Below are 18,043 nucleotides of genomic sequence, written 5' to 3' on the forward strand. Positions count from 1 at the left end.
CGTCATTTTTAAGCTGTTTTTTTGTAAATTAGATCTGCAAAAAACTTATCACCTATCTGATAACCATTATGCTGACGTTCGACCAGGTGAAAACCACATTTTTCCAGCACCCGACCTGAGCCAAGATTGCCTTCGGTGACCACAGCCTGCCACTGCTTGATACCCAGTGTAGCCCCATACTCCAGGCAGGTTTTTAACGCCAAAGTCGCATAACCTTTGCCAAAAAACTGCGGCAAAAACAGATAACCCACTTCGGCGGTTAACGGCATATCAGCATCCAGATCCAGGCAGTGAAAACCACAAACACCTGTCGCAGCACCACTTTGCTTTTCGACCACCACCAGACTCAACCAATGTGAATCACCGGCTTGCCAGGGTTGTAGCCGTTCATCAAAGCGCTGACGAACTTGTGCTTCAGAGAAAGGGTCTGCCACATACTGCAGCACTTGCTCATGGCGATGCAGCTCAAGGAATAACGGCCAATCAGCTTCAGTCAGCAAACGCAGTTGTAAAGTGCCAGCATCGAGCGGTGTCATGCTTTCGCCTTCGGTTCTGGTTTCGTATTGTGGTTTGGCTGCTCTTGTTGAGTGCCTTGTTGACTGTCTTGTTGATAGTCCCAGACCCCCTGCTCTTCTACTAAAACTGTGCCTGAACGGCCGATCACCTGTAATAAACCCGACTCATGCACCAGATAACGGATACGGCCATTCTTGAACTGATAGCCTAAAAAACGACAGGGCGTAACGCCATCAGCACACAAACTATGCCAGGCCGTGCCTTTTAATTCGATGCTGGCACCCGATACTTTAGAAGTGCCTTTGTAAAGCACCTGTTGGCACTGCACTTCACCTTCAGGGCAAAGTTGCTGAATTTCAACGGTGTAATTCGGGGTATCCAGTTGCTGTGCAGAGATAAAAGCAGAGGCCAAAAGCAGCAAAGGCAGGAGAATAAGTTTCATCGGTGAGATCCTGTAACCAGATTTTATAAAGGCAGAGTTTATCACTCTGCCTTTATAAAGTTACATACTAATACCGCCATCCACTTCAACGACACGGCCGGTAAAGAAGTCATTTTCAAAGATGTATTTCGCAGTGTGCGCGATTTCTGTGGCCTCACCTAAACGCCCAACCGGTTTCATCGCGACTAAACGATCGCGTGCTTCAGGTTTCATCGCGTCGGTCATAGCAGTGCGGATCACACCTGGTGCTATAGCACCGACACGAATACCGTAACGGCCTAACTCACGAGCCCAGGTTACCGTCATAGCCACTACACCCGCTTTGGAGGCTGCATAGTTGGTTTGGCCCATATTGCCTGAGCGGGCTACGCTCGACATATTAATGATCACGCCCTTGCGGCCTGATTTCACCATTAAAGCCGCAGCTTCTCGGCCACACAAAAACACGCCAGTTAAATTCACGTCAATCACAGACTGAAACTGCTGATGCGACATTTTACTCACCAGTTCGCCGTCTTTAAATTTCAGCAATAAACCGTCACGCAAAATACCAGCGTTGTTAATCAGGCCATCTATAGTGCCAAAATCTGCTGCAATAGCGGCAAAAGTCGTTTCGACACTTTCTTCATTGGCGACGTTACAGACATAAGTACGCACTGTCACACCAGTAGCCGACAACTCAGCCTGAGCTGCGTTTAATTGTTCTGCATTCATATCCAGCAAAGCTAAATGAGCACCTTCAGCAGACAACATCCGGGCCATTTCTAAACCCAGGCCCTGAGCACCACCTGTCACTACTATTGTTTTATCTTTTAAATTCATTTTCTTATTACCTGCAAAACCTGCATGCTCTCTATAAACAGTCCGCCTCAGAACTCTTAGTTCTTTTTGGCAAACATCTGAAAAATACCGGAGAAATCTTCTTTGCCGTGGCCCTGACGCTGATGCGCCACATAAAGGCTACGGGCTAAAGTGCCCATAGGTGTACTGGACTGGCTGGATAAAGCGGTTTCTGTAGCTAAAGACAAATCTTTTGCCATTAAATCCACCATAAAGCCCCCCTGATAACCATTGCTGGACGGTACATTGGGCATCACATCAGGACATGGGTTATACAGCTCTAAAGTCCAGTTGCGGCCTGAGCTTTTCAGCATAATGTCAGATAACACTTTGGGATCCAAACCATTATCTATCCCCAGTTGCAATGCTTCACTGGTGCCGACCATTAAGATAGACAACAGCATATTGTTGCAAATTTTCGCCACCTGGCCTGCGCCTACATCGCCGGCATGAAACAGGTTTTTGCCCATAGCAGACAACACACTCTGAGCACGGTTAAAGTTTTGCTCTGAACCACCGACGATAAAGGTCAAGGTACCAGCTTTGGCACCACCAACACCGCCTGAGACAGGGGCATCGATAAAAGCTATCCCCTGCGCTGCCAGTTCTGCACCCACTTTACGGGCCGTGGTCGCATCAATAGTAGAGCAATCAATGACTAGTGCGTCTTTGCGAAGAACTGAAGCTATGCCTGTTTCGCCTGTATAGGTCATAGCGACATGTTTACCTGCTGGCAGCATGGAAATCACAAAATCAGCAGCTGTGGCCGCTTCTGCTGCAGAAGTACAGGCTTTAGCACCCTCAGCTGCCAGCTGAGCTAAAGCAGTTTCGGATAAATCAAAAGCCTGAACTTTAAAACCCGCTTTGAGCAGGTTGCTGGCCATAGGGCCGCCCATATTGCCTAAACCAATAAATGCAACTGTACTCATCTTAATGCTCCAGTGAACCTAAATGTTGTAATGGATGTAAGTCCGCGGCCCATGGAGAATGAAACAGCTGATTGATCACATCAGCAGGCACGTCAGACACAGTTTTATAACGCCAGTTTGGCTTTTGATCTTTATCTATCAGCAGCGCTCTGACTCCCTCGGTAAATTCGCCCAGTTTGCCACACTGCACACTTAAGCCCAGCTCCAGCCGGAACGAGTCCGCCAGTATTTTGCTTTGGCCAAGCTCTAACAACCGATAGACAATGTGAGCAGTGATAGGGCTGCCGTACTGCAACGAAGCCTTGGCTTTGGTCAGCCAGGCATCTTCGTTTGGCATAGCCAGAATCAGCTCCACAGCCTGTTGCAGCGAGGTGGCACGACCTACAGCGCTGATCGACGCCTGATGCAAACGGATTTGACTTGGGGGCATTTGACTGCGGCACATGTCTTCCATGCCGAGTAATAAGTCCGTCAGCTTTTGATGATTCAGCGCTATGGTATTGCCCCATTTCACCTGAGTTAATTTATCCAGCACAGTAGCTTTTTTATCATGAGTTAAAAAATGATCGGCTAAATCAATCAATTTGGCATCAGCTGAATTGATGGAGGCACCTGTTAAACCGAGGAATAAACCGCAACCTTCTGGCATACGGTTTAAAAACCAGCTGCCACCGACATCTGGGTATAAACCTATGGCCATCTCTGGCATCGCAATACGGCTGCTGGCTGTGACTATACGATGTGACGCACCTGCCATCAGGCCTAAACCACCGCCCATCACTATGCCATTTCCCCAGACCAGCACAGGCTTGTCAAAGGTATGGATCAAATAATCAAGGGTGTATTCTTTGGTGAAAAAATCTTCGACATAAGGCTGATAAGTATCTGGGGCTGCTTTCATCGCCTGATACAAATCGCGGATATCACCACCAGCGCAAAAAGCTTTATCGCCAGCGCCCTGCAGTACAACCAAAGCGATATTGTGGTCGTTTTTCCATTGCTGCATTTGTGGCAGCAAGAGTTCGACCATTGGCAAACTCAACGCATTCAGCGATTTTTCTGAGTTTAAAGTGGCGATACCGATAATTTTGCCACCGACACAGGCGATTTCTTCAAACAGCACAACATCCTGCGGGTTCGTAGCTTCAGTCATGTTTTGTACCTTATCCGTTAATCCAGCTGGCTTTACGTTTTTGTAAAAAAGCCTGCACCCCTTCCACCTGATCTTTGGTATCAAATAACTTCACAAACAGTTCACGCTCTAAAGGCAAAGCACTTTGTACAGGCGCACTACGCCCCTTTTGGATCAGTTGCTTACAGGCAGCCACTGCAGGCGGGCTTTGCTCCGCTACTTTATCAGCCAACCGTAAAGCGGCTTCCAGCGCCGTGCCAGTGCCTACCACTTCTTCGACTAAACCTATCTGTAAGGCCTTGTCGGCGCCAATACGTTCGCCACAGAGGATCATACGTTTAGCCCAGCCTTCGCCAACCAATATCGCCAGATTCTGAGTACCACCTGCGCAAGGTAATAAACCGACTTTGGCTTCAGGTAAAGCCATTTGCGCCTGAGTTTCAGCGATACGGATATCACAGGCTAAGGCGACTTCAAGACCACCGCCCATGGCATAACCATTAATGGCGGCAATAGAGACGCCACGAAAGGCAGTTAAGGTTTCAAAGGCTTCACCAAAAATGGCGGACATATCAGCAGCGACAGCTTTGTCACCAGAGGCAAACAGATTTAAATCAGCACCAGCAGAGAAGAATTTTTCACCTTCACCTGTGATCACCAGGGCATAAATAGTTTTATCCTGCTCCAAAGATTTCACCGCATCACGCAATTGCGTCAAGGTCTCTTTGGTCCAGGTATTGGCTGGAGGATTTGCCATGGTAATTAAAGCGGTATGGCCGCGTTTTTCGAGTTTGAGTTGTGCCATAAAATCTCCATTTTTACCGGTCTTTTATCAACTAATACCGGTTAGCTTTAATCTTTAAATTAGACAAAGCAGGCCAAAAACCTGCTTTGTTTGGGGGCATAAAGTTACAGGATCTCGCTTGCTGCTTCATCCAATAACCGACGACCAATAATCAGTCGCATAATTTCATTGGTGCCTTCTAAAATCTGATGCACACGTACATCACGGAAATGCCGCTCCAACGGGTATTCTTTGATATAACCATAACCACCGTGTAATTGCAGCGCCTGATCACACACCTGGAAACCTACATCTGTGGCAAAACGTTTGGCCATAGCACAGTAGGCTGTTTTTTCCGGATCGTCTGCATCCAGTTTAAAAGCTGCTAAACGTACTAATTGACGGGCCGCTACTAACTCTGTTGCCATATCAGCCAGTTTAAACTGCAAGGCCTGAAACGCAGCTAAGGGCTTACCAAACTGCTGACGTTCCAGCATATAGTTACGGGCTGTGTTTAAGGCTTGTTGTGCTGTACCTATAGAGCAAGTGGCTATATTAATACGACCACCGTCTAAGCCTTTCATCGCAAAGCCAAAACCTTCACCTTCGTTGCCCAAAAGGTAATGAGCAGGAATACGGACATTGTCAAAAGTGATTAAACGGGTTGGCTGGGCGTTCCAGCCCATTTTTTCTTCGGCTTTACCATAAATCACGCCTTGTGCATCTGCTGGTACTATAAAAGCGGAGATACCTTTAGGGCCGGCTTCACCTGTACGCGCCATCACCACTAAGACTTCAGTTTCGCCAGCACCGGAAATAAACATCTTAGAGCCGTTGAGCACATAATGATCGCCGTCTTTTTTAGCGCTGGTGCGTAAAGAGGCCGCATCTGAACCAGAGCCGGGTTCAGTTAAACAATAAGAAGCCAGTTTTTCGCCTGTGACTAACGCAGGGCACCACTGGGCTTTCGCATCTTCCGTGCCCCAGCTTGCTATCATCCAGGTGGCCATATTATGGATGGTTAACATGGCGGTGGTGGCAGTACAGCCCATCGAAAGCTGCTCAAAAATAATGCTCGAATCTAAACGGGATAAGCCCATACCACCTTGTTCTTCCGGCGTGTATAAAGAACAAAAACCTAACTCACCGGCTTTTTGGATCACATCTTTTGGAAAATGATGATCCCGGTCCCACTGAGCAGCATGTGGAGCCAGCTCTTGTTCAGCGAATTGTTTGGCGACCTCAACAAAGGCCTTTTGATCGTCTGTTAAATTAAAATTCATCACATCACCCTGAGGTTGGCAGCAGAGCCGTGTCTATGCACTTTGATAGCTCTGCTGTTTTGGTCTTCATGCGTTTATACGCATTTAATCTGGCTTGGTTGTTTGCCTTAAGGCTTTTATATTAAAAAAGCGTTCAGCCTGAAAACAGAACGCTTTTAGACTGCTTAACGCAGGTTAATTGACATATTCGGGCCTGACACCGGAATAGAGTCATCAAACCAACGGGCTGTGATGGTTTTAGTTTCTGTGTAGAAACGTACCGCTTGTTTACCATAAGCATGTTGATCGCCGTAGAAAGAACCCTTCCAGCCGGTGAACGAGAAAAATGGCAGAGGCACAGGAATTGGAATATTAATACCGACCTGACCTACTTCAATTTCATGCTGATATTTACGCGCTGCAGCGCCACTGGCGGTAAAAATAGAAGTACCGTTGCCGTATGGGCTGTTGTTGACAAGCTCAATAGCTTCATCCAAAGAAGCAGCATTGACGGTTGCCAGCACAGGGCCAAAAATTTCTTCTTTGTAAATCGTCATATCAGGTGTGACATCGCTAAATACCGTAGGACCCACCCAGTTGCCATTTGGATAGCCAGCAACTTTGACGTCCGAGCCATCGACTAAACAAGTTGCGCCTTCCACTTTGCCTTGTTCGATTAAAGACAAAATACGAGCCTTCGCCTGTGGGCTGATTTGTGGACCGTAGGCCGCTTCAGGATCTGTATAAACACCTGGGCGAACTTTGGCGATAGCAGCTGCGACTTCAGGGATCCACTGCTGCGAATCACCCACAAAAACAGCCACAGAAATAGCCATACAACGCTGACCTGCAGCTCCGACTGAAGCACCAACTAAGGCATTAATTACCTGCTGTTTATTGGCATCTGGCATGATGACCATATGGTTTTTCGCACCAGCAAAGGCCTGTACGCGTTTTAAATGATCGGTACCCGTTTTATAGATGTACTGACCCACATTGACAGAACCGACAAAAGAAATAGCTTTGATGTCCGGGTGACGTAATAACACATCGACCTGCTCTTTATTGCCATGCACCACCTGCAGCACGCCAGCTGGTGCGCCAGCTAAAGCAAAAAGCTCAGCGATTTTATTCACTGTCATTGGATCTTGTTCAGAGGGTTTTAGAATAAAAGTGTTACCGCAGGCGATAGCCATTGGGAACATCCACAGCGGGATCATAGCCGGGAAGTTAAATGGCGTAATACCAGCACAAACCCCTAAAGGCTGAATATAACTGTAGGTATCGATGCTGCGCGCTACGTTTTCAACTGTCTCGCCCATCATTAACGAAGGAATATTAGCGGCTTGTTCAACCACTTCAATACCACGCCAGACATCGCCTTTGGCATCTTCCACTGTTTTGCCTAATTCACGGCAAATAATGTCGGCAATTTCAGCCTGATGTTCTTTTAATAAATGCGCAAAACGCATCATTAAACGGGCACGTTCTGACACCGGCACTTCTTTCCAGCTTTTAAAGGCTTCTTTGGCTGAAGCAATGGCAAAAGCCATTTCTTCTGCTGTAGTGCAAGGCACCTGAGCTATCACGTCCTGAGTGGCAGGATCTGTCACCGGAATAAAACGTTCGGACTTGGACGGGACAAATTCACCGTTGATAAATAACTGAACCTGATGGGCCATTAACGCGTCTCCCCTTTATAGCCTTCGTACTTGACGCTGCAGCGGCCTTGACTTCGCTTCTCGCCCCAGTCACATAGACAGCTATGCTCCTGGGGTCTCGCCCGCTTGCCGCCTTGCTGCAACACCAACTACTTTGGCTATTTGTTGATAAATTAAACCTGTTGATTTGAATATATTTTTTATTAAATTTTTAAAGCAAAAGGCGCAGTTTTTACCGCGCCTTTTTTATTTATTACGACAGCTCTACCGCTAAAGCCACAGCTTCGCCACCGCCTATACATAAAGTAGCGATACCACGTTTTAAGCCACGTGCTTTTAAGGCATGAATTAAAGTCACCAGAATACGGGCACCTGAAGCACCTATAGGATGACCCAGAGCACAAGCGCCACCGTTGACGTTGACTTTGTTGACATCCAGCTTCAGCTCTTTAATCGCCAGCATAGTCACCATGGCAAAAGCTTCGTTAATTTCCCATAGGTCCACATCGGAAGTTGTCCAGCCTAATTTGGCTAACAGCTTAGTCACAGCCCCCACTGGCGCAACAGTGAAAAGCTCTGGTTCCTGCGAATGCGTGGCATGGCCAACTACATGGGCCAATACAGTTTTGTTTTGCGCTTTGGCATCCTCTGCACGCATCAAGACTAAAGCTGCAGCGCCATCAGAAATAGAACTGGAGTTAGCCGCGGTGATAGTGCCATCTTTAGCGAAAGCTGGTTTTAGTGTAGGAATTTTGTCGACTTTGGCATTGCCAGGTTGCTCATCTGTGGCAAAGGTCACTTCGCCTTTACGAGTCTGGAAAGTCACAGGAGTGATTTCTTCAACAAAAGCGCCAGAGCTTATCGCTTGCTGCGCACGTGTTAAAGACAACACAGCGTAGTCGTCCATCTGAGCGCGGCTGAAATCATGCTCGTCAGCCGTTTTCTGGGCAAAACAGCCCATGGCTTTGCCATCGTAAGCGTTTTCCAGACCATCCAGCATCATATGATCTTTCACTTCAGCATGGCCCATGCGCATACCGGCACGAGCTTTTGGCAGAATATAAGGAGCGTTTGACATCGACTCCATGCCACCTGCCACTACGACTTCAGCAGAACCGGCACGCAGTAAATCGGTCGCTAACATCACAGATTTTAAACCTGAGCCACAGACTTTATTAATAGTGGTCGCACCGGCAGATAAAGGTAAACCTGCTTTTAACGTCGCCTGACGAGCCGGAGCCTGGCCTAAACCAGCAGGTAAAACACAACCCATAATGACTTCGCTAACCGTGGAGCCATCAATAGCAGCTTGCTCTAATGCCGCTTTAATAGCTTGTGCGCCTAAATCCGTGCTGCTGACGTCAGATAAGCCACCTAAAAATCCACCCATTGCCGTTCTTTTGGCTGCCACTATGGCAATTTTTTCGAGCTGCGCCATGTTCATTTCTCCGTCGTTCAGAAGCATGATGAAAAGTTGGGCCACACACTACACCAAATTTACGTTTACGCCAACGTCAACCACCTAACACTATGGTCCTATGACCAGTGAAAGGTTCAGAAAAATACACGCTCTGTAGCCGTCTTTTGGCACCTTAACTTTACAAAGCGCTAGTCCAACCTGCCGCCAGCCCTTATTTGACGCCAACACAGCTTTACCTTTACGTAAACTTCACTTATAGTTGTCGCCACTTTACCGGAAGGCCACTATGACCGTTCAAGCGACAGCCCAAATGATAGAAAAAGACGACAAAACCTACAGCATCAGCGAGCTGGCAAAAGAGTTTGATATCACCACCCGTAGTATTCGTTTTTACGAAGACCAGGGCTTATTAACACCGTTACGGCAGGGTCAAACCCGTATTTACAGCCGCAGAGACAGAGTGCGACTAAAACTTATTTTGCGTGGCAAGCGACTGGGCTTTAGCTTGTCAGAAACAGGTCAGTTATTTGAGCTGTACGATGCAGATAAAAGTAGCGTGACTCAATTGAGCACCATGCTGAAACTGATCGAACATAAAAAAGCTGAGCTGCACCAGCAGATGGATGACATTAAAGTGGTGTTGATGGAGTTAGTGACAGTCGAAAAACGCTGCCGTGAAACTCTGGATCAGGCCAAGCAAGTCAAAGAACCGAATTAATTAAAAATACATTTAAACAAAATCAAATCAAACAGTTCCCAAAGTAGTTGGCGTTGCAGTTAGGCGACAAGTGAGCGAGACCCCAATCACATAGTTGTCCTATGTGATTGGGGCGAGAGAGCGCAGTCAACAACGCTGCGGCGTCAAATACGAAGGGAAAAACGGGGATCAAGAGTCATGATTAGCACATACAAAACATTAAATTACGATCTGGGCGAAACCGTCGATATGATCCGTGAACAGGTCAACAGCTTTGCTCGTGATGAAATAGCGCCACGCGCTGCACAAATAGACCATGACAATGAATTCCCGAATGACTTATGGCGTAAATTTGGCGACCTGGGTTTATTAGGCATCACGGTCGACGAGCAATACGGTGGTTCAGGCTTAGGTTATCTGGAACATGTGGTGGCGATGGAAGAAATCAGCCGTGCTTCTGCTTCAGTGGCTTTATCTTACGGTGCGCATTCCAACTTATGTGTTAATCAGATTGCCCGTAACGGCAACGAAGCGCAAAAACAAAAGTACCTGCCCAAGTTATGTTCTGGTGAACATATTGGCGCTCTGGCGATGTCTGAGCCTAACGCGGGTTCAGATGTAGTCTCAATGAAATTACGCGCCGACAAACAAGGTGACCGTTATATTTTAAACGGCAACAAAATGTGGATCACCAACGGCCCTGACGCCCATACCTATGTGATTTACGCCAAAACAGATATTAATGCCGGTTCTAAAGGCATGACCGCTTTTATTGTTGAACGTGGTTTTAAAGGCTTCAGTCAGGCACAAAAACTCGACAAGCTGGGTATGCGCGGCTCAAACACCTGTGAGCTGGTATTTGAAGACTGTGAAGTGCCGGAAGAAAACGTATTAGGCAGCATAGGCACAGGCGCTCGCGTGTTGATGTCAGGTCTGGACTATGAGCGTGTGGTGTTATCCGGCGGTCCGCTTGGCATTATGCAAGCCTGTATGGATGTCGTAGTGCCTTATATCCACGACCGCAAACAGTTTGGCCAGTCTATTGGTGAATTCCAACTGGTGCAGGGCAAGTTAGCCGACATGTACACCAAAATGAATGCGGCCCGCGCTTATGTCTACACTGTAGCCAAAGCCTGTGACCGCGGTGAAACCACCCGTAAAGATGCTGCCGGCGCGATTTTATACAGCGCTGAGCTGGCCACTCAAATGGCATTGGACGCCATCCAGTTGTTAGGCGGTAATGGTTATATCAACGAATACCCTACAGGGCGTTTATTACGCGATGCCAAGCTGTACGAAATCGGTGCTGGCACCTCAGAAATTCGCCGTATGCTGATTGGTCGCGAGTTATTTAACGAATCGAACTAAACGCGACCGATGCAGACTCATAACCAATAAAGTAAGCCGGACTCCTGTCCGGCTTTTCCTAGACCCTGTAGCCAAAGGTGGTGAACGTGGCCAGACTGAATAGCAAAATTAATCCACGCAGTGACGAATTTATCCAGAATGCAGAGGCGATGCAGCTCTTGGTGGATGATTTAGAGCAAAAAGTACAACAGATCAAATTAGGCGGCGGTGAAGCTTTAATTGCCCGCCATACCTCACGCGGTAAGCTGTTTGTGCGTGATCGCATTCAAAAACTGTTAGACCCGGGCTCCCCCTTTTTGGAAGTCGGTCAATTTGCCGGCTGGCAATGTTATGACGACTATGTGCCCGCTGCTGGTGTAGTTGCAGGCATAGGCCGGGTCAATGGTGTCGAATGCATGATTGTGGCCAACGATGCGACGGTCAAAGGTGGTACTTATTATCCGCTTACCGTGAAAAAACACTTACGGGCTCAGGAAATTGCCGAAACCTGTAATCTGCCTTGTATTTATCTGGTCGACTCAGGTGGCGCTAACCTGCCCCGTCAGGACGATGTATTCCCTGACAAACTGCACTTTGGGCGGATTTTCTTTAATCAGGCGCGTATGTCAGCCAAAGGTATTCCACAAATTGCGGTGGTGATGGGCTTATGTACTGCTGGTGGTGCTTATGTACCTGCTATGGCCGATGAAAGTATTATCGTCAAAGATCAGGGCACTATCTTTTTAGCAGGCCCGCCACTGGTCAAAGCAGCCACAGGCGAAGAAGTCACAGCAGAAGAGTTAGGTGGTGCTGATGTGCACTGCAAAATCTCAGGTGTGGCCGATCACTATGCACTGAACGATGAACATGCGCTACAACTGGCGCGTAATGCTGTCAGTCGGCTGAATCATCAAAAACCAGTACAAGGCGATGTGCGCCCTGTTGAAGCCCCACTTTATGATGCCAGCGAGCTATACGGCATAGTCGGCACCGATCTGAAAAAACCTTTTGATGTACGTGAAGTGATAGCCCGACTTGTTGATGCCTCTGATTTTGATGAATTCAAACAGTTTTATGGCGCTACCTTAGTCTGTGGTTTTGCCCGAATTTTCGGTCAGCCTATTGGCATAGTCGCCAATAACGGCATTCTGTTTTCTGAGTCAGCGCAAAAAGGCGCCCACTTTATTGAGCTCTGTGCCCAGCGCAAAATTCCACTTTTATTTCTGCAAAACATCACCGGCTTTATGGTAGGTAAAAAATACGAAGCCGAAGGTATCGCCAAACACGGAGCCAAAATGGTGATGGCCGTGTCTTGTGCCAATGTACCGAAATTTACCGTGCTGATTGGTGGCTCTTATGGCGCAGGCAACTATGGTATGTGTGGCCGGGCTTATGACCCAACCATGATGTGGATGTGGCCCAACGCCCGTATTTCGGTGATGGGTGGAGAGCAAGCCGCAGGTGTGATGGCGACTGTAACCAAAGATGCCTTAGCCCGTAAAGGCGAAAGCTTAACAGCCGAAGCTGAACAAGCCATACGTCAGCCTATTGTCGCGCAGTACGAGCAACAAGGTCACCCCTATTACGCCAGTGCGCGTTTGTGGGATGACGGCATTATCGATCCGGCACAAACCCGTATGGTGGTGGGTCTGGCGCTGAGTGCAGCGCTGAATGCGCCTGTCGCCGAATCCAAATTTGGCGTATTCCGGATGTAAGAGCAAGGGAGTAAAAAATGCAAAACTATAAAACTATTACGACCTCGTTAAATGCAGCTGGTGTCGCAGAGCTGGTGCTGAACCGCGCTGAAGTGCATAACGCCTTTGACGACAGTATGATTGGCGAATTAATCAACGCCTTAAAAAGCCTGGCTTCGAACCCTGCAGTGCGGGTACTGCTGCTCAAATCCATGGGTAAAAACTTCAGTGCAGGTGCAGATCTGAACTGGATGCGCTCTATGGCAGAGAAAAACTACCAGCAGAACTTAGCAGATGCAGGTCAACTCGCAGAGTTGATGCGCCAGTTAGATACTTTCCCTGCCCCCACTATTGCACTGGTGCAAGGCGCAGCTTTTGGTGGCGCTTTGGGTTTAGTCTCCTGCTGCGATATAGCACTTGCCGAACAAGGCGCCAGCTTTTGTTTAAGCGAAGTAAAAATTGGCTTAATACCAGCGGTGATCAGTCCTTATGTGATGCGTGCTATTGGCGAACGTGCCAGCCGCCGTTATTTCTTAACGGCAGAACGTTTTGATGCATCTACTGCGCTGAATTTAGGTTTAGTGCATCAATTAGTGGACGCTGGGGGTCTGAGTGGTGCAGCGGAACATTTTGTTGGCACTTTGCTGAATAACAGCCCAGCAGCATTGCGCTGTGCCAAAGAACTGATGGCAGCGGTGAATCATCAGCCTATTAATCAGCAATTGATTGACAGCACTTCAGCTCGCATTGCCGCCATTCGGGTATCAAATGAAGGTCAGGAAGGCTTAACCGCCTTTTTACAAAAACGTACTCCGGCCTGGATCCGGTCAGAATAAGGAAAAACAGACTGATGTTTCGCAAAATTTTGATCGCCAACCGGGGCGAAATCGCCTGCCGAGTGATAGAAACCGCCCATAAACTGGGTATTCGTTGTGTCGCTGTCTATTCAGAAGCTGACGCCAATGCCCGCCATGTGCATATGGCCGATGAAGCGTTCTTATTGGGCCCTGCACCCAGTAAAGAATCTTATTTACGGGCAGACAAGATTTTAGAAATCGCCAAATTAAGTGGCGCCGAAGCTGTGCACCCAGGTTATGGTTTTTTATCTGAAAACGAAGGATTTGCAGAGGCCTGCGCTAAAGCAGGTGTGGTTTTTATTGGCCCACCAGTACCTGCCATTGCGGCTATGGGCAGTAAAAGCGCCGCCAAAGAGATTATGACCCAAGCCGGTGTGCCTTTAGTACCGGGTTATCATGGGGATAATCAGGACCCGGCCTTCTTACAACAACAAGCTGATCTGGTGGGCTACCCACTGCTACTCAAAGCCGCCTACGGCGGTGGTGGTAAAGGCATGCGTGTGGTCTGGAACAGCGGCGAATTTGCTGAAGCTTTGGCTGGCGCCAAACGTGAAGCCTTAAACGGCTTTGGCAATGACAAAGTGCTGATGGAACGTTACCTGACCAAACCCCGTCATGTTGAAATTCAGGTCTTTGCCGACAGTTTTGGTAATGCAGTCTATTTAGCTGAGCGGGACTGCTCTATTCAGCGCCGTCACCAAAAAGTCATTGAAGAAGCACCAGCACCACATTTCAGCGCAGAGCAGCGCAAAGCCATGGGCGAAGCTGCAGTCAAAGCAGCCAAAGCTATTGCGTATCAGGGCGCTGGTACTGTTGAATTCTTATTTGATGAAGACGGCTCTTTCTATTTTATGGAAATGAATACCCGTCTGCAGGTAGAACATCCGGTCACTGAAATGATCACAGGTCAGGATTTGGTGAAATGGCAGCTGTTGGTCGCCAGCGGTCAGCCTCTGCCTTTAACTCAGGATCAAATCACTATTGATGGCCACGCCATTGAGGTACGGGTTTATGCTGAAGATCCGGATCACGATTTCCTGCCAGCCACCGGCAAACTGACTTATCTACGCCAGCCTGAAGAGAGCCGTTATGTGCGGGTGGACACAGGCGTGGTCGAAAGCGACGAAGTCTCACCATTTTACGATCCTATGATTGCTAAGCTCATCGTTTGGGACGAAAACCGTGATCGCGCCATAGCACGTATGTTGCGAGCTTTAGATGATTACCGTATTGCCGGTGTAAAAAACAACCTGAATTTCTTAACCCGTTTGGTGGAGCAACCTGCTTTTGCCAAAGCAGAGCTGGATACGCATTTTATTGAACGGCATAAAGAATCCTTGTTTGCACCAGGTCAGTCTGAAACCGAACAAGCCAGCTTATTGGCGGCCTTGTATCTGTTACTGAAAGAGCGTTCAGACAAGCAAGACGACCAAAGCCCATGGGCTTTGTGTTCAGGCTGGCGTTTAAATGAAGTTCCAACTGTGTCTTTCCCGCTGATATATCAGGAGGAAACCCGTCTGGTCAGCATCAGCTCTGAAGGTAAACAGCTTAGCTTAACGCAACAAGGCGTCACCACCCCTGCTACAGCCAGCTTACAAAGCGATGAACTGCAAGCCAATTTAAATGGCCATCAGCTCAAAGTGCGGGTCAGCCAGTATCAGAACATCGTATCGGTGTTTATCAAACACCAACGGTATGACTTTATTTACCAGACCCAAGTGCAAACGCAAGTCGACGACAGCGCAGCTGCAGGCAGCCTGACGGCACCTATGAACGGCACTATTGTCGCTGTGATGGTGGAAAAAGGTGCGCAAGTCAGTGCGGGCCAGACGCTGTTGGTGATGGAAGCAATGAAAATGGAATACAGCATCAAAGCGCCGAAAGATGGTGTGGTCAATCAGCTGTTTTATGCCGCTGGAGATCTGGTGAAAGACGGCGCTCAGCTGCTGGATTTTACCCCAGCTGACTAACAGGCCCATTTGGAGATTTTTATGTCACTGACATTAAACCCACAACACGCAGCTGGTTTGCCCAAAGCCGTGCGACTTGTTGAAGTAGGCCCACGCGATGGTCTGCAAAATGAAAAAGCCGTGTCGCTGGAGGCCAAAGTCGAGTTGGTCAACCGTTTAGCAGAAACTGGCTTGCGCACCATTGAAACCGGCGCTTTTGTCTCGCCAAAGTGGGTACCCCAAATGGCTGATTCTGCTGCTGTATTTGCACAAATCAGCCGTACAGCAGGTATTCAGTACACAGCTTTGACCCCTAATCTGCAAGGTTATGAAGCAGCCAAAGCTGCAGGAGCTACTGAAGTTGCGGTATTTGGCGCTGCTTCAGAGGCTTTTACCCAAAAAAATATCAACTGCAGCATCGCCGAAAGCCTTGAGCGTTTTGCCCCTGTGATGGCGCAAGCCAAACTGGATGGCATTCAAGTGCGGGGTTATGTCTCTTGTGTGGTCGGCTGCCCTTATCAGGGCGACGTTGAACCCTGTGAAGTAGCACGGGTTGCTAAAGCTTTACTCGATATGGGCTGCTACGAAATTTCGTTAGGCGACACCATAGGCGTTGGCACACCAGCTAAAGTCAATGCCATGCTGGACGCTGTGCTTGAAGTTGTCCCAGTGGCCCAACTGGCTGTGCATTTTCACGATACCTATGGCCAGGCGTTAAGTAATATTTACGCGGCGCTACAACGTGGTATAGCTGTGGTGGACAGCTCAGTCGCAGGTTTAGGCGGCTGTCCTTACGCTGCCGGTGCGTCAGGCAATGTTGCCACTGAAGAAGTAGTGTATTTGCTAAACGGCCTTGGCATAACGACTGGTGTTGATTTACAACGGCTGGCCCCTATTGGCTGGTTTATCAGCGAGCAGCTGGGGAAAGCTCCTAGTTCTAAAGTAGGATTGGCGCTTAAGGCCAAATGCCAGCAGAATTAATGATTGATAGCATCTTTTAAGGATACAAAATGGCAGGGTTTAATAAAGTTGTGACCAGCTACGAAGAAGCGCTGGCAGGCCTGACCGATGGCATGACAGTGATAGCTGGTGGTTTTGGTTTATGTGGTATTCCGGAAGGCCTGATTGCTCAGATCAAAAAAATGGGCACCCGTGATTTAACAGTGGTTTCTAACAACTGTGGTGTCGATGGTTTTGGTTTAGGTGTTTTATTAGAAGACCGCCAAATCAAAAAAATGGTCGCTTCTTATGTTGGCGAAAACGCCTTGTTTGAAAAGCAGTTGTTATCAGGTGAACTCGAAGTGGTGTTAACACCTCAAGGCACGCTGGCTGAAAAGATCCGCGCTGGTGGTGCCGGTATTCCAGCTTTTTTCACTGCGACTGGTTACGGTACTCCTGTGGCTGAAGGTAAAGAAACTCGTGAAATTAATGGCCGCCATTATGTGCTGGAAGAAGCGATTACCGGTGACTTTGCCATAGTGCGGGCCTGGAAAGCAGACCGTTACGGCAATCTGGTGTTCCGTCATACCTCCATGAACTTCAACCCTATGGCGGCCACTGCAGGCAAAATTACTGTGGCTGAAGTGGAAGAAATCGTTGAGCCGGGTGAGTTGGAGCCAAGTCAAATTCATACACCAGGTATTTATGTGCAACGTGTGATCAAAGCAAGCTTTGAAAAACGCATTGAACGTCGTATGGTCCGTCAGGCTTAAGGAGCACAGCAAATGGCATTATCACGTGAACAAGTCGCTATGCGGGTGGCTCAGGAATTACAGGACGGCTATTACGTCAATTTAGGCATAGGTATTCCCACCTTAGTGGCCAACTATGTGCCTGCAGGTATTGAAGTGATGCTGCAATCGGAAAACGGTTTATTAGGTATGGGCCCCTACCCAACTGAAGCTGAACTGGATGCCGATATGATCAACGCCGGTAAAGAAACAGTCACCGCCATTAAAGGCGCTGCCATTTTCAGCTCAGCTGAAAGCTTTGCCATGATCCGCGGCGGCCATGTGGATTTAACAGTACTGGGCGCTTTTGAAGTGGATCAAAACGGAAATATTGCCAGTTGGATGATCCCGGGTAAATTGGTCAAAGGCATGGGCGGCGCTATGGATTTAGTAGCTGGTGCACAAAATATCATTGTCACTATGACGCATGCTGACAAATACGGCAGCTCCAAGTTACTGGAGAGCTGTACTTTGCCTTTGACGGGCGTGAACTGTGTGAAAAAGATAGTGACAGATTTAGCAGTGCTGGAAGTTCGGGACGGCGCTTTCCATTTACTGGAACGTGCACCTGGCATCAGCGTAGAAGAAATTCAGCAAAAGACTGCGGGTAAGTTAGTGATCTCTGGTGATATTCCAGAAATGCAATTCTGATTTGTAAATTGGGGTCAGATCACATTGTTAACAGTTAACAATGTGATCTGACCCTGAGGGATCCCCACGAATTTTTCATTAAGCAGCCCACCGGACAGCATACTCAGCAGTATGCTGTCTGAACCGTTCGAT

General features: G+C 48.1%; 17 protein-coding genes. 8 read left to right on the forward strand and 9 right to left on the reverse strand.

What is annotated here, in order from left to right:
- Nucleotides 1-8: 8 nt before the first annotated feature.
- The 9 genes from IEW88_RS12940 to IEW88_RS12980 all read right to left on the reverse strand — a co-directional run bounded on the left by IEW88_RS12940 (nt 9) and on the right by IEW88_RS12980 (nt 9,004).
- Entirely contained in the window at nt 9-536 is a 528-nt protein-coding gene (locus tag IEW88_RS12940) for a GNAT family N-acetyltransferase (protein ID WP_147904312.1), read from the reverse strand.
- The gene (locus IEW88_RS12945; RefSeq protein ID WP_221411420.1) at nt 533-958 is read right to left on the reverse strand and encodes a hypothetical protein; all 426 of its coding nucleotides are present in this window, start codon (nt 956-958) and stop codon (nt 533-535) included. The genes IEW88_RS12940 and IEW88_RS12945 overlap by 4 nt, the downstream gene beginning before the upstream one ends.
- A gap of 60 nt (nt 959-1,018) precedes the next feature.
- The gene (locus tag IEW88_RS12950; protein ID WP_147904313.1) at nt 1,019-1,780 is read right to left on the reverse strand and encodes an SDR family oxidoreductase; all 762 of its coding nucleotides are present in this window, start codon (nt 1,778-1,780) and stop codon (nt 1,019-1,021) included.
- A gap of 56 nt (nt 1,781-1,836) precedes the next feature.
- Nucleotides 1,837-2,727 carry a 3-hydroxyisobutyrate dehydrogenase gene (mmsB, locus tag IEW88_RS12955; protein ID WP_147904314.1) on the reverse strand — a complete coding sequence of 297 codons (891 nt, stop codon included), beginning with the start codon at nt 2,725-2,727 and terminating at the stop codon, nt 1,837-1,839.
- A gap of 1 nt (nt 2,728) precedes the next feature.
- On the reverse strand, nt 2,729-3,880 hold the full coding sequence (locus IEW88_RS12960) for an enoyl-CoA hydratase/isomerase family protein (protein ID WP_147904315.1): 1,152 nt from the start codon (nt 3,878-3,880) through the stop codon (nt 2,729-2,731).
- 10 nt (nt 3,881-3,890) lie between these two features.
- Nucleotides 3,891-4,664: an enoyl-CoA hydratase gene (locus IEW88_RS12965; protein ID WP_147904316.1), complete on the reverse strand. Its 774-nt coding sequence runs from the start codon at nt 4,662-4,664 to the stop codon at nt 3,891-3,893.
- A 104-nt stretch (nt 4,665-4,768) separates the two neighbouring features.
- Complete coding sequence (locus IEW88_RS12970; protein ID WP_147904317.1) at nt 4,769-5,926, reverse strand: acyl-CoA dehydrogenase family protein; 1,158 nt, start codon at nt 5,924-5,926, stop codon at nt 4,769-4,771.
- 164 nt (nt 5,927-6,090) lie between these two features.
- On the reverse strand, nt 6,091-7,587 hold the full coding sequence (locus IEW88_RS12975; protein ID WP_147904318.1) for a CoA-acylating methylmalonate-semialdehyde dehydrogenase: 1,497 nt from the start codon (nt 7,585-7,587) through the stop codon (nt 6,091-6,093).
- Between the two features lie 232 nt (nt 7,588-7,819).
- Nucleotides 7,820-9,004, reverse strand: a complete 1,185-nt coding sequence (locus tag IEW88_RS12980) for a thiolase family protein (RefSeq protein ID WP_147904319.1) — start codon at nt 9,002-9,004, stop codon at nt 7,820-7,822.
- Between the two features lie 268 nt (nt 9,005-9,272).
- Between IEW88_RS12980 and IEW88_RS12985 the strand changes: the two genes are divergently transcribed.
- From IEW88_RS12985 to IEW88_RS13020, 8 genes are all read left to right on the forward strand, one after another.
- Nucleotides 9,273-9,704, forward strand: a complete 432-nt coding sequence (locus tag IEW88_RS12985) for a MerR family transcriptional regulator (RefSeq protein WP_286049374.1) — start codon at nt 9,273-9,275, stop codon at nt 9,702-9,704.
- A 177-nt stretch (nt 9,705-9,881) separates the two neighbouring features.
- The gene (locus IEW88_RS12990; protein ID WP_147904320.1) at nt 9,882-11,051 is read left to right on the forward strand and encodes an isovaleryl-CoA dehydrogenase; all 1,170 of its coding nucleotides are present in this window, start codon (nt 9,882-9,884) and stop codon (nt 11,049-11,051) included.
- A gap of 86 nt (nt 11,052-11,137) precedes the next feature.
- Nucleotides 11,138-12,745, forward strand: a complete 1,608-nt coding sequence (locus IEW88_RS12995) for a carboxyl transferase domain-containing protein (RefSeq protein WP_147904321.1) — start codon at nt 11,138-11,140, stop codon at nt 12,743-12,745.
- A 17-nt stretch (nt 12,746-12,762) separates the two neighbouring features.
- Entirely contained in the window at nt 12,763-13,560 is a 798-nt protein-coding gene (locus IEW88_RS13000; RefSeq protein ID WP_147904322.1) for an enoyl-CoA hydratase-related protein, read from the forward strand.
- 14 nt (nt 13,561-13,574) lie between these two features.
- A complete protein-coding gene (locus tag IEW88_RS13005; RefSeq protein WP_147904323.1) occupies nt 13,575-15,551 on the forward strand; it encodes an acetyl-CoA carboxylase biotin carboxylase subunit in 1,977 nt (658 codons plus the stop codon).
- Between the two features lie 21 nt (nt 15,552-15,572).
- A complete protein-coding gene (locus tag IEW88_RS13010; RefSeq protein WP_147904324.1) occupies nt 15,573-16,511 on the forward strand; it encodes a hydroxymethylglutaryl-CoA lyase in 939 nt (312 codons plus the stop codon).
- 29 nt (nt 16,512-16,540) lie between these two features.
- Nucleotides 16,541-17,242 (forward strand): CoA transferase subunit A, encoded by a 702-nt coding sequence (locus tag IEW88_RS13015; protein ID WP_147904325.1) that lies wholly within the window; start codon nt 16,541-16,543, stop codon nt 17,240-17,242.
- Between the two features lie 12 nt (nt 17,243-17,254).
- Nucleotides 17,255-17,911, forward strand: coding sequence for a CoA transferase subunit B (locus IEW88_RS13020; RefSeq protein WP_053422764.1), 657 nt, complete (start codon nt 17,255-17,257; stop codon nt 17,909-17,911).
- Nucleotides 17,912-18,043 lie beyond the last annotated feature (132 nt).

It is taken from the genome of Rheinheimera tangshanensis, assembly GCF_014645135.1.
Lineage (GTDB): Bacteria > Pseudomonadota > Gammaproteobacteria > Enterobacterales > Alteromonadaceae > Pararheinheimera > Pararheinheimera tangshanensis.

Coding starts and splice junctions, on each gene's coding strand:
- mmsB (WP_147904314.1), bottom strand. CDS start 2,727: ATGAGTACAGTTGCATTTATTGGTTTAGGCAATATGGGCGGCCCTATG.
- IEW88_RS12975 (WP_147904318.1), bottom strand. CDS start 7,587: ATGGCCCATCAGGTTCAGTTATTTATCAACGGTGAATTTGTCCCGTCC.
- IEW88_RS12965 (WP_147904316.1), bottom strand. CDS start 4,664: ATGGCACAACTCAAACTCGAAAAACGCGGCCATACCGCTTTAATTACC.
- IEW88_RS13010 (WP_147904324.1), top strand. CDS start 15,573: ATGTCACTGACATTAAACCCACAACACGCAGCTGGTTTGCCCAAAGCC.
- IEW88_RS13020 (WP_053422764.1), top strand. CDS start 17,255: ATGGCATTATCACGTGAACAAGTCGCTATGCGGGTGGCTCAGGAATTA.
- IEW88_RS13000 (WP_147904322.1), top strand. CDS start 12,763: ATGCAAAACTATAAAACTATTACGACCTCGTTAAATGCAGCTGGTGTC.
- IEW88_RS12970 (WP_147904317.1), bottom strand. CDS start 5,926: ATGAATTTTAATTTAACAGACGATCAAAAGGCCTTTGTTGAGGTCGCC.
- IEW88_RS12990 (WP_147904320.1), top strand. CDS start 9,882: ATGATTAGCACATACAAAACATTAAATTACGATCTGGGCGAAACCGTC.
- IEW88_RS12980 (WP_147904319.1), bottom strand. CDS start 9,004: ATGGCGCAGCTCGAAAAAATTGCCATAGTGGCAGCCAAAAGAACGGCA.
- IEW88_RS12940 (WP_147904312.1), bottom strand. CDS start 536: ATGACACCGCTCGATGCTGGCACTTTACAACTGCGTTTGCTGACTGAA.
- IEW88_RS13015 (WP_147904325.1), top strand. CDS start 16,541: ATGGCAGGGTTTAATAAAGTTGTGACCAGCTACGAAGAAGCGCTGGCA.
- IEW88_RS12960 (WP_147904315.1), bottom strand. CDS start 3,880: ATGACTGAAGCTACGAACCCGCAGGATGTTGTGCTGTTTGAAGAAATC.
- IEW88_RS12945 (WP_221411420.1), bottom strand. CDS start 958: ATGAAACTTATTCTCCTGCCTTTGCTGCTTTTGGCCTCTGCTTTTATC.
- IEW88_RS12950 (WP_147904313.1), bottom strand. CDS start 1,780: ATGAATTTAAAAGATAAAACAATAGTAGTGACAGGTGGTGCTCAGGGC.
- IEW88_RS13005 (WP_147904323.1), top strand. CDS start 13,575: ATGTTTCGCAAAATTTTGATCGCCAACCGGGGCGAAATCGCCTGCCGA.
- IEW88_RS12985 (WP_286049374.1), top strand. CDS start 9,273: ATGACCGTTCAAGCGACAGCCCAAATGATAGAAAAAGACGACAAAACC.